Source organism: Streptomyces sp. NPDC004647 (assembly GCF_040609575.1).
Lineage (GTDB): Bacteria > Actinomycetota > Actinomycetes > Streptomycetales > Streptomycetaceae > Streptomyces.
The window spans coordinates 24,827-38,588 of the sequence record NZ_JBEXKU010000038.1; the positions used below are offsets into that span (position 1 = coordinate 24,827).

Sequence of the window (13,762 nt, forward strand, 5' to 3'; positions counted from 1 at the left end):
GCCCAGCTCGCGGAGAACTACACCGGTCTCCCCATCGGCTGACGCCTCATCGCCGGCTGCGCTCATGCGCCCCGAGCGACGCCGGGCGGGCGACCGTACCGGAGAGCAGCCGGGCGGCTCAGCCGTCCTGATCTTCCGGATCCCAGCCCCACCAGCCGTACGTACGGTTGACGGTGATGCGCACGACGAGCCGCCGGTCCTCCACCATCGCCTCCCGGAACTCGTCCCAGTCCGGATGCTCGCCGGCGACCCCGCGGTAGACCTCGGCCAGCTCCTCGACGGTGGCGTCGTGCGGGCCGGTGGCGACGGGTGTGAGTTCGGCGTCGCCCTCGGCCACGACGTACGCCCCCATGTTGCCGGTGCTCACATAGAAGCTGGCGCGCGGGTCCCGGCGCAGATTGCGGGTCTTGGCGCGGTCCTCGGTGACCGAGATCCGCAGGAGCCGGGTCTGCGGGTCGTAGACGAAACCGACGTTGGACAACTGCGGCCGCCCGTCGCGCTTGAGGGTCACCAGAACGCCCCGGCGCCGGGTGGTCAGCAGCTGCTCCGGCTTCGGCCCGGTCATGCGCCTGTCCTGGTGCTCTTGACCAGCCGGATGTAGCGGGGCCAGTCCCACAGCGGGCCGGGGTCCGTGTGGTCCGAGCCCGGTACCTCGACGTGGCCGATGATGTGGTCCCGGTCCTTGGGGATGCCGTACGCCTCGCACAGATAGGCCGCGAGCGTGGCGGAGGATTCGTACATCGCGTCGGTGAAGTACTCCGGGCGGTCCACCCAGCCCTCGTGCTCGATGCCGATGCTGCGGGTGTTGTAGTCCCAGTTGCCCGCGTGCCAGCCGACGTCCTTGTCGTGCACGCACTGGCCGATGTGCCCGTCGGCAGACCGCACCACGTAGTGCGCCGAGACCTTCGCCGTCGGATCCTGGAATGTCTGGATCGTATCGGCGTAGTTCACCTGGGTGACGTGTACGACGATGAATTGGATCGGATAGCGAGAAGGGCGGTGGGCGCGCGTGTAGTTGGCCGGATTGGCGGGCTTCCAGCGGGCGCCGGGGTAGTCGGTCGCGCGTCTGCGCGGGCGGGGGGCCGCGGTGACGGGCATCGTGGCCAGTGTCGAGGCTGCGGTCGCGCCGAGCAGGATGCCGCCCCGTAGGAGGGTGCGGCGGGCCGGGCGGGGCGAGTCCATGAAGGCTCCCTGGTCCGAAGGGCAACGGGCGGGAGTGCGCATGACAATCAATTTCCGCCAGCACCATGGTGACCTCGGGGGCCGCCGCTGCCAAGGAGCCGCGCGGCCCGCAGCCCTCCGGTCGCCCGGGTGGCGACTCAGGCAGGCGCGGCCGTGCGTCCGATCGGATCGTCGAGCACGCCCTGTACGACGGAGTGCGCCGCGCCCAGCAGCGGGCCGTCGGCGCCCAGCCGGGACACGGCCAGCTCACCGTACGGCCGGGCGATCCGGCGGCCCAACTCCCGTTCGGCGGCGGGAAGCAGCCACGGCGACAGTTCGGCGAGCGCCCCGCCGAGCACGATGGCTCGGGGGTCGAGCAGATGCACCACGCCGGTGAGCGCGGTGCCGAGGGCCGCGCCGGCACCGCGCAGCGCCCGCCGCACGGCCACGTCACCGTCGGCGGCCCGCTGCCGCAGCGCGGGGATGCCCTGACCTGCCGTCATCCCCACGGCGCGGAGCACCGCTTCCTCGCCCGCGTACTGCTCGAGGCAGCCGCGGCCGCCGCACGGGCACGGGCGCCCGTCGGGGTGTACGGGCACATGGCCGAGCTCCCCGGCGAAGCCGTGCGCCCCGCGCAGCAGCGAACCGTCCACCACGACCGCCGCCCCGATCCCGATCTCGGCGGAGACATGCACGAAGTCCCCCGGGCGGCCGCCCACCCACAGCTCGGCAAGGGCGCCGAGGTTGGCCTCGTTGTCGACGGCGACAGCCGGCAGCTCCTCCGGAAGAGCGGGACCGACATCCACTCCCTCCCAGCCCAGATTGGGTGCGCGCACGACGGTGGTGGAGCCGCGGGCGACGAGCCCGGGTACGGCGACGGCCAGTCCCGAGGGGCGCAGGTTCTCCTGCCTCGCCTGCGCGGCGACCCGACGGACGAGGGCGGTGAGCCGTGCCAGTACGGGCCCCGGGTCACTGTCCCGGTTGACCGCCGCGACCTCGGCCCGGACCCGTACCCGGCCGCGCAGATCGACGGCGCACACGGCGAGAAAGTCGACCCCGATCTCGGCTCCCAGCCCGGCCGGTCCGCTGTCACTGAGCGCCAGCGCGGTCCCGGGCCGTCCTACGGTCCCGGGCCGGGTGCGGCCCAGCTCCACCAGCAGACCGGCGCGTGTCAGCTCATCGACGAGTGTCGAGACAGCGGCACGGGTGAGCCCGATCCGTACGGCCACGTCGGCGCGGGAGAGGGGGCCGTGCGCGGCGACGGCGTGGAGCACGAGGGAGAGATTGCGCTGCCGCATGCCGTGCTGCGTGTTCGGCGGCGGTACGGCCACGACGGGCGTTCCTCTCGGTTCCTGCGTTCACGGGTTCGGGTGTCCGGGGTTGGGGTGTCCGGGGTTCGTGGGATTGCTTGCTGGTCACCGGCTGACGGAGCCGTGAGCCGACGCCGTCACCTGGGCGCGGGGGCGCCGAGCAGCCCGGTCGCCGCGGAGAGCGTCTCCGTCAGCCGGGCCACCGTCTCCTCATCGCGCTCGACCGGCGCGAACGTCTCTCCCCGGTCCGTCCCCCACCGCCTGGCCACCACCGCCGGGTCCTCGCCCGACACCAGCCCCGCCGCCTGCGCCGCCGCCCCCAGGGCGACCAGCTCCGAGGCCTCCGGCACGACGACCGCTCGCCCCGACAGGCGCCGTACCGTCTCCCGCCACGCCACCCCTCGCGCGCCACCGCCGATCAGCAGAATCGGCGCGTCCGCTGACGCGTGCTCGTCCAGCACCCGGTCCAGGGCCGCGAGCAGTGCGAACACCGCCCCGTCGTACGCGGCCTGCAGCACCTGCCCCGCGGTGGTGTCGTGCCGCAGCCCGTGCAGCAGACCCGAGGCGTACGGCAGGTCCGGCGTCCGTTCCCCGTCCAGGAAGGGGAGGCACACCGCGGTGCCGCCCGACTCCACCGCTTCGCGCTCCCGTCCGAGCAGCGCCGCCATACGGTCCACCGCCAGCGTGCAGTTCAAGGTGCATGCCAGGGGGAGCCAGTCGCCCCGCGCGTCCGCGAAGCCCGCGACCGTGCCGGTCGGGTCGGCCGGGCGGTGCTCCGAGACCGCGTACACGGTCCCGGACGTGCCCAGGCTGAGGACGGGCTGCCCGGGGCGGAGGCCCAGCCCCAGGGCCGCGGCCATGTTGTCGCCGGTCCCCGGGGCGACCAACGTCCCGGGGGCCAGCGGCAGCTCCGCCAGGTCCCGTACGGCGCCGGCGGCCGCCCCTGGTCGCAGCACTTCGGGAAGAAGGCCGGGGGACAGTCCGGCGAGGCCGAGAACCTGCTCGTCGTACGCCTCGGTGCCCGTCGACCACCAGCCCGTTCCCGACACGTCCCCGCGGTCGGTGGTCCCGCGCCCGGTCAGCCGTTCCGTGAGGTAGTCGTGCGGCAGCCGCACGGCGGCCACGGCGCGGGCCGCCTCTGGCTCGTTCTCGCGCAGCCACGCCCACTTGGTGACCGTGAAGGCCGGCGCGGGAACGCTGCCGATCCGGTCCGCCCACGCCTGCGGCCCGCCCAGCTCGGTCACGAGGCGGTCCCGCTGCGGCGCGGAGCGCACATCGTTCCAGAGCAGGGCGGGCCGCACCGGCCGTCCCGCCCCGTCCAGCGTGACCAGGCCGTGCTGCTGCCCCCCGACGGAGATCGCCGCCGCGCCCCGCGCCGCGGCCCCGCACTGGCGCAGTGCCTCGCACAGCGCGCCCCACCACGCCTCCGGATCGCTCTCCCGGCCGGGCCCGTCGCTCACCTGGTGCGGCGCCTGCCCGCGCGCGACGACACCGCCGGTCGCGGCGTCGACGACCAGGGCCTTCGTGGACTGGGTGGAGCTGTCCACACCGACGACGAGCGGTCCTTCGGGTGCTGTCATCACCACATCCCTTTCCTCGGTTCCGCAGCAGGCTTCCCTGGCGCTGTCCGCGCACACTAATTTGTCAACTGCCATGACGAAATAGCGAGGGAGCCCTTGATGAGCCATCGGCCCACGCCCGACGACAAATTCAGCTTCGGCCTCTGGACGGTCGGCTGGCAGGGGAGGGACCCGTTCGGAGACGCGACCCGGCGCGCGCTCGACCCCGTGGAGTCCGTCCGGCGGCTCGCCGAGCTCGGCGCGTACGGCGTGACCTTCCACGACGACGACCTGATCCCCTTCGGTGTGTCCGGCGCGGAGCGCGACTCGCACATCAAGCGCTTCCGGCAGGCCCTCGACGACACCGGCCTGATCGTGCCGATGGCCACCACCAACCTCTTCACCCACCCGGTCTTCAAGGACGGCGCGTTCACCGCCAACGACCGCGACGTACGGCGCTACGCCCTGCGCAAGACGGTCCGGAACATCGACCTCGCGGCCGAACTGGGAGCCGGCACGTACGTGGCGTGGGGCGGCCGGGAGGGCGCCGAGTCCGGCGCGGCCAAGGACGTGACGGTGGCGCTGGACCGGATGAAGGAAGCCTTCGACCTCCTCGGCCAGTACATCACCGACCAGGGCTACGACCTGCGTTTCGCCATCGAGCCCAAGCCGAATGAGCCGCGCGGCGACATCCTGCTGCCCACGGTGGGACACGCTCTCGCCTTCATCGAGCGTCTCGAGCGCCCCGAGCTGTTCGGCGTCAACCCCGAGGTCGGCCACGAGCAGATGGCCGGGCTCAACGTCACGCACGGAATCGCCCAGGCGCTCTGGGCGGACAAGCTCTTCCACATCGACCTCAACGGCCAGTCCGGCATCAAGTACGACCAGGACCTCCGCTTCGGCGCGGGCGATCTGCGATCGGCCTTCTGGCTGGTCGACCTGCTCGAATCGGCCGGCTACGGCGGGCCGCGGCACTTCGACTTCAAACCGCCGCGCACCGAGGACCTCGACGGCGTCTGGGCCTCGGCGGCGGGCTGCATGCGCAACTATCTGATCCTCAAGGAGCGTTCGGCCGCCTTCCGCGCAGACCCGGACGTCCGCGCGGCGCTGCGGGACTCCCGGCTCCACGAGTTGGCGCGGCCCACGCTGGGCGAGGGCGAGTCCCTTGCCTCGCTGCTGGCCGACCGCGGGGCCTTCGAGGAGTTCGACGCCGAGGCGGCCGCGGCGCGCGGCATGGCCTTCGAACGGCTCGACCAGCTGGCGATGGACCACCTCCTGGGCGTACGGGGCTGACGCCGGGAGACGGCCGGGGGGCGCGGTGGTGAGCCGGACCCCGGCCCCGCCCACCACCACGAAACGCTCGTCGGTCCACGTCAGTCCTCGCCGAGCAGCACCGCCAGCGCGGCCGACGGGTCGTGGTCGGCCGGGCCCGCCGGGCACCACCGGCCCCGCTCCTTGCGGTACGGCCACCAGCGGCCGTCGCGCCCGTAGCGCAGCTGTGCGTCCGTGCCGGCAACCGTCCAGCGGTTGCCGGTGGCGCGCAGCCGCGGGGCCCGGTCCTCGTCCGCCCAGGCCGAGGAGAGCTGGGCCCGCGCGCGTGCCAGCGCCTCCGGGTCCGGAGCCCACTCCTCCTCGAGGATGGCGAGCCCCGCCGCGCCGCCGTGTTCCCAGGCGCTGACGGCCCGGTCCAGATCGGCTCGGTCCCGGCCGGAACCGGCGGCGAGCCGCGCGCTGATACGGGCCTCGGGGCGCACCGAGGCCAGCCGTACCGCATCCTGACCGGGCGTCGGTTCCGCTGCGAGCGGGGAGAGCTCGTGCCATGACGAGAGTGCCTCGGCCAACAGCCGCTGTGCCCGCGCGGCGGCGTCCGAGGCGAGGAACTCCAGTGCCGCCACGTCCAGGCCGGGCGCCGGATCCGTGTCGCCGGCGAGCACCGGCGGCCGTCCCGGGGCGTCCACCGGCGGCGGGGGAGCGGGCAGCGGCGGCCGGCTGCCGCGCGCGGCGAACGCCTCCCGCGCCAGGACGCCTTCGGGCGCGCCGTCCTGTCCGTCCCTCGGCCCGACGTCCTCCCGGGACGCGCGCGCCCGACTGCGCAGCTGAAGTTCGGCCAGCAGCTCACGCTCCCCGCGCCCCCGCATCAGCAGCAGCACGAACGGGTCCTGGTCGAGCAGCCGTCCCAACTGATAGCAGAGAGCCGCCGTATGACCGCAGTGGTCCCAGGTGTCACAGGTGCACTCCGGCTCCAGATCGCCGATCCCCGGGAGCAGTTCGACGCCTGCGGCCGCCGCGTCCTCGACCAGATGCGGCGGCATGTCGCGGTCCAGCAGCGCCGCGATGTGCCCGGCCCGGTCGGCTACCGTGTCCAGCAGCCGGTCCCACTCGTCCTCGCTCAGCTCCTGCACCAGCACGTCGGAGCGGAGCGGCGTACGGTCACGGTCCTGGACGACAGCGGTGATCCGGCCCGGGCGGACGGAGACCGCGCCGACCGCGCCCCCGCGCGCGTACCTCCGGCCCTGCCTCAGCTGCTCGCCGTCCAGGGCGGTGTCCTCCAGCGCCTTCAACCAGGCCTGGCCCCACCAGGTCCGCGCGAAGCCGCGGCCCCGCGCGGGCGGCAGAGCGGCGAACGTGCGTTCGATAGATTTTCCATGGCCTTCGGTCATCGCTCGGTCCTCCGCAGTTCGACGAGGTCCGCCAGCTCGGCGTCGGACAGTTCGGTCAGCGCGGCCTCACCGCTGCCCAGCACGGCGTCCGCCACATCACGTTTGCGCAGGAGCATGTCCGCGATCCGGTCCTCGATCGTGCCCTCCGTGATGATGCGGTGCACCTGCACCGGCTGCGTCTGGCCGATGCGGTACGCGCGGTCCGTGGCCTGCGCCTCGACGGCCGGGTTCCACCAGCGGTCGTAGTGCACGACATGCTCGGCGCGAGTGAGATTCAGACCGGTGCCCGCCGCCTTCAACGACAGCAGGAAGACCGGCACTTCGCCGTCCTGGAAGCGCTTCACCATCTCCTCGCGGCGCTCGACGGGAGTGCCACCGTGCAGGAACTGCGTCGGCACCCCGCGCGCCGCGAGATGGCTCTCCAGGAGGCGGGCCATCTGTACGTACTGGGTGAAGACCAGCACGCTCGCGTCCTCGGTGAGAATCGTGTCCAGCAGCTCGTCCAGCAGCTCCAGCTTGCCGGACCGGCCGGGGATTCTCGGCCGGTCCTCCTTCAGGTACTGGGCGGGGTGGTTGCAGATCTGCTTCAGGGAGGTCAGGAGCTTCACCACCAGCCCACGGCGCGCGAAGCCGCCGGTCCCGGAGATCTCCGCGAGGGTCTCGCGCACCACGGCCTCGTAGAGCCCGGCCTGCTCCTTGGTGAGCGCGACGGCACGGTCGGTCTCCGTCTTCGGCGGCAGCTCGGGCGCGATGCCCGGGTCGGACTTGCGGCGGCGGAGCAGGAAGGGCCGCACCAGCTTGGCGAGCTGCCCGGCCGCGGCCGGGTCGGCTCCGCCTTCCACGGGCTGCGCGTAGCGCCTGCGGAACGAGCCGAGCGTGCCGAGGAGGCCGGGGGTGGTCCAGTCGAGGATCGCCCAGAGTTCCGAGAGATTGTTCTCCACCGGCGTGCCGGTGAGGGCGACGCGCGCCTTGCCACCGATGGTGCGCAGCTGCCTGGCGGTCGCGGAGAAGGGGTTCTTGACGTGCTGCGCCTCGTCGGCGACCACCATGCCCCAGGGGCCGGCGCCGTCCAGCCGGGCCGCGTCGAGCCGCATCGTGCCGTACGTCGTGAGGACGAACTCCCCGTCGGCCAGATCCTCCAGGCTCCGCGAGGCGGCGTGGTAGCGGCGCACCGGGGTGCCGGGAGCGAACCTCTCGATCTCCCGCTGCCAGTTGCCCATCAGCGAGGTCGGGCAGACGACCAGCGTGGGGCCGGCGGCCGAGGGATCCTGCCGCCGGTGCAGATGGAGCGAGATGAGGGTGATGGTCTTGCCCAGGCCCATGTCGTCGGCGAGCACGCAGCCGAGGCCCAGCGACGTCATCCGGTGGAGCCAGTCCAGGCCGCGCAGCTGGTAGTCGCGCAGTGTCGCGGCGAGGGCGGCCGGCGGGCGTACGGGCTCGCGGCTCGCGCCCTCGGGGGCGGCGATCCGGTCGCGCAGCGCCGCCAGCAGGCCATCGGCCTCCACCTCGACGCGCCGGCCATCCGCCTCCGCGGAACCGGTCAGTGCCGCGCCGAGCGCCTCCACCGGGGTGACCTTGCGGTCCTGCCGCTCGCGGGCCCGGCGGGCCTGCTCGGGATCGACGAGCACCCACTGGTCGCGCAGCCGGACAACGGGACGCCCGGCCTCGGCGAGCCGGTCCAGCTCCTCCCGGGTCAGATCCTGTCCGCCGACCGCGAACCGCCAGCTGAACGCGAGTACGGCGTCGGCGGACAGCAGGGACGGAAGATCCGACTCCGGCTTGTCCCTGCCCCTCTGGGCGCCACCCTCGGGAGAGCCGACGACGGCGCGCTCGGTCAGCTCGCGGGCCGCCTCCTTCGGCCAGTGCACCTGCACGCCCGCGGCCTCGAGCGTCCGGGCGGCCTCGCCCAGAAGCTCGGTGACCTCCTCGTCGGCCGGCTCGATGGCGTCCGGGACGGCGGCGGACAGCAGCGGGGACAGCGGCGGCCAGGCGCGCGCCGCGCGGCGCAGGATGAGCAGGGTGTCCATCCGGGCACGCGGGCCGAAGGCGGTACCGGCGGAGCCCGCCCACACCTCGGACGCGTCCGCGACCAGGGTGGGGTCAGTGAGGCTGTGCACCTGCAGAACGGCGCGGAAGCGCGGCCCGCCGCCCTCCGCGCGCGTGCTCCCGGCCTGGCCGCCGGCAGGGCCGGTCATGCCGCGCTCGATCCGCAGCGACAGCCGTACGCCCGCGTCGTGTCCGGCGGCCACGCCGGAGGCCCAGTCGCGCTGCCCGGGCAGATGCTGTGGTTCGGCGGCGGTGAAGGCCGGGCCGCCCGCGGCGAGGGGGGCGGCGGGGGTGCGGGGCAGCCAGTCGGCGACGGCGTCCAGGAAGGCTCGTACGAGCCGCTCGGGGTCGGGGAGCCGCAGCGGACCGGTGCCCGGCAGCGGTACGGCGTGTGCGGAGGGAGGCATGGCATCGGCGAGTTCGTGCACCCGCCGCAGATCGTCAGCGGTGAGCGGTCCCACCCGCCACGCGTCGTGATCGGTGGCCGTGAGGCCCGGCAGCAGGCGGCCCCGGGCGGCCAGTTGGAGGGCGAGTACGGCGGCGGCGCCCCAGAAGACGGCGGCCGGGTCACCTTTCGCGGCCCGGGCCCGGGTGAGGACCGGCACCGCGTCCCCGACGGGCAGGACCAGGGCCCGTACGGTCCGCGCCCGTACGTCGTCCTCGTACGGGACGGCCACGGTCAGCTCCTGAACGGAGCCGGAGCCGGAGCCGGAGCCGGGGCCGGCCCCGGCGGGCGGGTCTCCGCCGGGGCGCCAGAAGGCGATCCGGCCGGTGCGCGCCGGGTCGCCGGGCAGGAAGACGGCCGTGCAGCGGGAGAGTTCGGAGATCTCGGAGGGCGTTGCCGCGGGGAGCGTGGTCACAGCGCTGACGCATTCCTCAAATTTGACTAGTGGAGCACGGAGCCGCCGAGGATACCCCAGGCAATGCGCTCCCCGACAGCGGCGAATACATGGGGGATGGGCCCTGGGGGTGTCGTACGCCGGGACCGGGCTGCTCGATTCCTACGTCCTGGCGCTGCGGCACCTGCATGAGATCGGCGCTCCGCTCCGTCCCGAGTGACACTGGTGGTGCCGGTCGTGGTGCCTGCGGAACTGTTGCACGTGCGTGCCCGTTCTCTGGATGACTGCGGCGGTCGCCGCGAAGGAGGCGTCGGAGATGTCGAGGAATGCCAAGGTCGCCCTCGGGGGAGTGGTGGTCGCCATACTTCTGATGTGGCTGCTCCCCATCCCGTTCTGGGCCACGCTGCTGATCATCGTCGGTGTGCCGGTGGGCGCTTATCTGCTGCTCGACCCGTCGCAGCGGCGAAGGCTGCGCCGGGTGAACCGTAAGGAGCTGGGACGCTGACCGGCGTGGGTGGCACGGTCACGGCGGTCAGCAGGAGCGCTGAGCACACCTTCAGCAAGGCCGTCCGGGGCAGCATCCGGCTGCTCGCCGGGCTGGGCGTCGAGGGGGACGCGCATCAGGGCGTGACGGTGCAGCACCGTTCGCGGGTGGCCCAGGACCCGACCCAGCCGAACCTGCGGCAGGTGCACCTCATCCACGAGGAGCTGTTCGCCGAGGTCGGTGCGGCGGGCTTCGAGATCGCGCCGGGCCGGCTGGGTGAGAACGTCACCACGGCCGGCATCGACCTGCTGCGGCTCCCGGTCGGAACGCTGCTGCGGCTCGGAGACGCAGCCGTGGTCGAGGTGACCGGGCTGCGCAACCCCTGTTTGCAGATCGACGGGTTCCAGGACGGGCTGCTCAAGCAGGTCGTCGGGCGCGATCCGGACGGCCGGACCGTCCGCAAGGCCGGGATCATGGGCATCGTGGTCGCGAGCGGGGAGGTACGGCCCGGCGATCCGGTCGGTGTCGAGCTGCCCGCCGGTCCGCACCGCCCTCTGGAGCGGGTCTGAGGGAGCGGTCCGGGGCGCCGGGCCGAGGCGGCGGCACCGGTCGGCGTTGCGCGGGCGCACCCCCGGCCAGGACGGGGGCACGACCCCGGCCGGGACGGCCGGTCGGACGACGCGGCGCGCCGGGATCAGGCGGGCCGCACGGCCAGCTCGTCGAGCGCTTTGAGCAGGCCCGGCAGCTCCGGCCCGCGCCCCACCGGCAGGACCTCGCCCGGATCGTCGTCATGCAGGATGAAGGCGATGTCGTCGGTGCGGGCCACCATGCTCCACCCTGGGCCGTCGGCGCGCAGGGTGCGGGCACCGTCCGAGGCGAAGGCCGAGCGGATACGGCCGGGCGGCGGCGGCGCGTCCACGTAGGTGCGCGCCTGCTCGAGCACCTTGCGCACCGCGCCGTTCGGCTGCTCGCCCGGCTCCACGAACTCCACGTCCTCGTCGACCTGCTCCCGCCAGATGGCCCACTGCAGGGCGATCTCGTCCGCCCCGAGCCGGCGCTGCGCGGGACCCCATGCCTCGGAGTCCGGCGGGCTGAGCGGCGGCCGACCGGCGTCGTCCAGCTCCGGGTCGGGCGCGGGGTCGTGCGGAGCGGGGACGCCCGGCGCGGCCACCGCCACGGCGAGGGGCCAGCCGCGCAGCGCGGCGACCACGCTGCGCTCGTCGGGCGAAAGGTCGTACTCCATCCCGCAGTCCCACGCGGCGAGGGCACAGGCGACGAGTGACACGTCATCGATGACCACGGTCCACCGGGCGCCCTCGCCGTCCTGCCCGAGCACCAGGCCGTAGCCCTCCTGGTACGGCTCGAGCCCCAGCACGGAGCACGCCTCCGGGTAGTCGTCCCCCAGCACGCTCGGGAACTGCGCGGGCGTCAGCAGTACCGCGGTCAGCACGAACAGCGCATCCTCGGTGTCGTCGGCGTCGTGCGTCGCGGGCACGGTCACTCTCCCCTCGGTCAGTGGTGCGCGCACACTAGCCAGTGGGCGACCCCGGCGTCGAGAGTCTGCGGCACCCGGAGGCGTACTTCGGCCCCGTCACGCCGCCGGCAGGCCGAGGAGCGACCGCGCCACCGTCTGGGGCGACTCGTCACGCTCACGGGCGAGCACGAGGACCGCCCGGCAGGCCAGTTCGTTCAGCCCGAACGACATCGCCTCGGGCGAGACCCACTCCGCGGCCTCCGCGAGCCGCTCCTGATCATCCTCGATGCCCGCCGCGACATAGACGGCGGCCGCCTCGAAGAGATTGTGCTGCCGGTGGGCGGGCGATGCGGCCCGGGGCGGCCGCTCCCCGCTCCTCAACGGTTCGACCAGTTTGCGAAGTCTGCGCAACACGCGAATCACCCCTCGCCCTCACCATCGGCCGACCTTCTGATCATTCAAGTGTGCCCTGCGTCCGTGCAGTTGGAGCGGGCCGGTCGCGCACGGCTTCCGGAACCACTGCTTCACGGAGATCCGCCCCTCTCCTCGGGTCCTCGGCCCGCACACGGGCCTTGGGCATCCCGGCCTTCAGGCATGAATGCGGGTCTCAGGGGCGGGACTGACGTACCGCGAGCGCCAGGAAGCGGTCGTCCTCGTCCGTGTACGAGACCAGCCGCCAGCCGGACGCGGCCAGCAGCGGCCGGAGGTTGGGCTCGGCGCGCAGGTCGCCGGGGGTGATCCGGCGGCCCTGACGCGCGGCCAGCGCGGCCCGGCCGATGGGATGGAACAGCGCCAGCCGTCCGCCGTGGCGCACCACCCGCGCCAGCTCGTGCAACCCGGCGCCCGGCTCCGGCAGATGCGCCACCAGCCCGGCGGCGAACACCACGTCGAGCGAGGCGTCCCGCAGCGGCAGCCGCGTAGCGTCCGCGACCGCGAGCCGCGCGCTGCCGCCCCGTCCGGCCCGGGCGGCGGCCAGCAGCATCTCCGGGGTCAGATCGAAGCCCAGCACCGTGCCGGACGGACCCACCGCCGCACGCAGCTCCGGCAGTGCCCGCCCGGTGCCGCAGCCGGCGTCGAGCACCGTATCCCCGGCGCGCAGCCCGAGTTCCGCCACCGCGGCCGCGTAGGCCGGGCCGTCGTCCGGGAAGCGGGCGTCCCAGTTCTCGGCCCGTGCCGCGAAGAATTCACGTACGTGAGCGTGGTCGGAGTCCATGCCCCCATGGTCCCTCTCCCCGGGCGCCCGCTCTGTCACGGCTGGCACACCCGGGCTGTCGCACGTTCGCGGAACACCCGTGCGGTGTGCATGTTCGAGCACACTGCGATCGTTCGGGAACTGTCGCTGTCAAATTCGGTTCCGTTCCGAAATGAGCCCATGGCGTATGCCCCCGCCGGGACTAGCGTCCCGGAGCCATGGGACACCTGGACCACACCGCCTTCGGGTGGCTGACCCCCGTTCTGTCGTACGTGATGGCCTGCGTCGGAGCCGCGCTGGGACTGCGCTGCACCGTGCGCGCCCTCACCGCGAGGGGCAGCGCTCGCCGCAACTGGCTCATCACCGCGGCCTCCGCCATCGGTACCGGAATCTGGACGATGCACTTCCTCGCGATGCTCGGCTTCGCCGTCAGTGGCACGGAGATCCGCTACGACGTGCCGCTCACCGTCCTCAGCCTGGTCGTCGCGATGGCCGTCGTCGGCGTCGGGGTCTTCGCCGTCGGCTACGGCCGCAACCGGGTACGGGCCCTCGCAATCGGCGGACTCACCACCGGCATCGGGGTGGCGAGCATGCACTACATCGGCATGGCGGCGCTCCGGCTCCACGGCTCCGTCCGCTACGACGTATGGCAGGTCGTGCTGTCCGTCGCCATCGCGGTGGTCGCCGCCACGGCGGCGCTGTGGGCCGCGCTCAACATCGAGGCCCCGATCGCGGTCGCCGTCGCCTCTCTCGTCATGGGCGTGGCGGTCAGCAGCATGCACTACACCGGGATGTTCGCCGTCAGCGTGCGTGTGACGCCCTCCGGCGGCAGCCTGCCCGGGGCCTCGGCGATGCAGTTCATCTTCCCGCTCGCCGTCGGCCTCGGCTCGTACCTGTTCCTCACCTCGGCCTTCGTCGCGCTCTCCCCGACGGCGCGGGAGCGCGACGCGTCCGCGTCCGCGCAGCGGCTGACGGAAGGAGCGGCCTGAGACCCGGCGTACGCACCACCAGCCACCGTCCCGTCCCGCCGGGCCGGG

At 73.6% G+C, this 13,762-nt stretch carries 13 protein-coding genes; 4 read left to right on the top strand and 9 right to left on the bottom strand.

From position 1 onward, the window contains the following. Window positions 1-118 precede the first annotated feature (118 nt). The 4 genes from ABZW18_RS18495 to xylB all read right to left on the bottom strand — a co-directional run bounded on the left by ABZW18_RS18495 (window position 119) and on the right by xylB (window position 4,051). Window positions 119-565 (bottom strand): PPOX class F420-dependent oxidoreductase, encoded by a 447-nt coding sequence (locus tag ABZW18_RS18495; RefSeq protein WP_356188559.1) that lies wholly within the window; start codon window positions 563-565, stop codon window positions 119-121. After that, window positions 562-1,182: an N-acetylmuramoyl-L-alanine amidase gene (locus ABZW18_RS18500; protein WP_356188561.1), complete on the bottom strand. Its 621-nt coding sequence runs from the start codon at window positions 1,180-1,182 to the stop codon at window positions 562-564. The genes ABZW18_RS18495 and ABZW18_RS18500 overlap by 4 nt, the downstream gene beginning before the upstream one ends. Window positions 1,183-1,319: 137 nt before the next feature. After that, window positions 1,320-2,459 (bottom strand): ROK family transcriptional regulator, encoded by a 1,140-nt coding sequence (locus tag ABZW18_RS18505; RefSeq protein ID WP_356188630.1) that lies wholly within the window; start codon window positions 2,457-2,459, stop codon window positions 1,320-1,322. A gap of 149 nt (window positions 2,460-2,608) precedes the next feature. Next, the gene (gene xylB / locus ABZW18_RS18510; RefSeq protein WP_356188563.1) at window positions 2,609-4,051 is read right to left on the bottom strand and encodes a xylulokinase; all 1,443 of its coding nucleotides are present in this window, start codon (window positions 4,049-4,051) and stop codon (window positions 2,609-2,611) included. A gap of 99 nt (window positions 4,052-4,150) precedes the next feature. Between xylB and xylA the strand changes: the two genes are divergently transcribed. Continuing rightward, the gene (gene xylA, locus ABZW18_RS18515; protein ID WP_356188565.1) at window positions 4,151-5,323 is read left to right on the top strand and encodes a xylose isomerase; all 1,173 of its coding nucleotides are present in this window, start codon (window positions 4,151-4,153) and stop codon (window positions 5,321-5,323) included. Window positions 5,324-5,403: 80 nt separating this feature from the next. Here the strand turns inward: xylA and ABZW18_RS18520 are convergent, their stop codons facing one another. Beyond that, window positions 5,404-6,690, bottom strand: a complete 1,287-nt coding sequence (locus ABZW18_RS18520; RefSeq protein WP_356188567.1) for an SWF or SNF family helicase — start codon at window positions 6,688-6,690, stop codon at window positions 5,404-5,406. Beyond that, window positions 6,687-9,596 carry a DEAD/DEAH box helicase gene (locus ABZW18_RS18525; protein WP_356188569.1) on the bottom strand — a complete coding sequence of 970 codons (2,910 nt, stop codon included), beginning with the start codon at window positions 9,594-9,596 and terminating at the stop codon, window positions 6,687-6,689. The genes ABZW18_RS18520 and ABZW18_RS18525 overlap by 4 nt, the downstream gene beginning before the upstream one ends. Before the next feature lie 295 nt (window positions 9,597-9,891). Between ABZW18_RS18525 and ABZW18_RS18530 the strand changes: the two genes are divergently transcribed. Beyond that, window positions 9,892-10,080, top strand: a complete 189-nt coding sequence (locus tag ABZW18_RS18530) for a hypothetical protein (RefSeq protein WP_356188571.1) — start codon at window positions 9,892-9,894, stop codon at window positions 10,078-10,080. A 5-nt stretch (window positions 10,081-10,085) separates the two neighbouring features. Next, entirely contained in the window at window positions 10,086-10,628 is a 543-nt protein-coding gene (locus ABZW18_RS18535; protein WP_356188573.1) for an MOSC domain-containing protein, read from the top strand. A gap of 125 nt (window positions 10,629-10,753) precedes the next feature. Here the strand turns inward: ABZW18_RS18535 and ABZW18_RS18540 are convergent, their stop codons facing one another. The 3 genes from ABZW18_RS18540 to ABZW18_RS18550 form a co-directional block, all read right to left on the bottom strand. Continuing rightward, on the bottom strand, window positions 10,754-11,554 hold the full coding sequence (locus ABZW18_RS18540; protein ID WP_356188574.1) for a hypothetical protein: 801 nt from the start codon (window positions 11,552-11,554) through the stop codon (window positions 10,754-10,756). A gap of 96 nt (window positions 11,555-11,650) precedes the next feature. Next, a complete protein-coding gene (locus ABZW18_RS18545) occupies window positions 11,651-11,914 on the bottom strand; it encodes a hypothetical protein (RefSeq protein ID WP_356188632.1) in 264 nt (87 codons plus the stop codon). 226 nt (window positions 11,915-12,140) lie between these two features. Next, complete coding sequence (locus ABZW18_RS18550) at window positions 12,141-12,746, bottom strand: methyltransferase domain-containing protein (protein ID WP_356188576.1); 606 nt, start codon at window positions 12,744-12,746, stop codon at window positions 12,141-12,143. A 197-nt stretch (window positions 12,747-12,943) separates the two neighbouring features. On the opposite strand from ABZW18_RS18550, the gene ABZW18_RS18555 reads away from it, so the two are divergent. Next, window positions 12,944-13,714 (top strand): MHYT domain-containing protein, encoded by a 771-nt coding sequence (locus ABZW18_RS18555; protein WP_356188578.1) that lies wholly within the window; start codon window positions 12,944-12,946, stop codon window positions 13,712-13,714. The last annotated feature ends 48 nt before the right edge of the window (window positions 13,715-13,762 follow it).

Bases quoted from the DNA above. Each gene is read 5' to 3' on its own strand.
- ABZW18_RS18495 (WP_356188559.1), bottom strand. From the start codon at position 565: ATGACCGGGCCGAAGCCGGAGCAGCTGCTGACCACCCGGCGCCGGGGC.
- ABZW18_RS18500 (WP_356188561.1), bottom strand. From the start codon at position 1,182: ATGGACTCGCCCCGCCCGGCCCGCCGCACCCTCCTACGGGGCGGCATC.
- ABZW18_RS18505 (WP_356188630.1), bottom strand. From the start codon at position 2,459: ATGCGGCAGCGCAATCTCTCCCTCGTGCTCCACGCCGTCGCCGCGCAC.
- xylB (WP_356188563.1), bottom strand. From the start codon at position 4,051: ATGACAGCACCCGAAGGACCGCTCGTCGTCGGTGTGGACAGCTCCACC.
- xylA (WP_356188565.1), top strand. From the start codon at position 4,151: ATGAGCCATCGGCCCACGCCCGACGACAAATTCAGCTTCGGCCTCTGG.
- ABZW18_RS18520 (WP_356188567.1), bottom strand. From the start codon at position 6,690: ATGACCGAAGGCCATGGAAAATCTATCGAACGCACGTTCGCCGCTCTG.
- ABZW18_RS18530 (WP_356188571.1), top strand. From the start codon at position 9,892: ATGTCGAGGAATGCCAAGGTCGCCCTCGGGGGAGTGGTGGTCGCCATA.
- ABZW18_RS18550 (WP_356188576.1), bottom strand. From the start codon at position 12,746: ATGGACTCCGACCACGCTCACGTACGTGAATTCTTCGCGGCACGGGCC.
- ABZW18_RS18555 (WP_356188578.1), top strand. From the start codon at position 12,944: ATGGGACACCTGGACCACACCGCCTTCGGGTGGCTGACCCCCGTTCTG.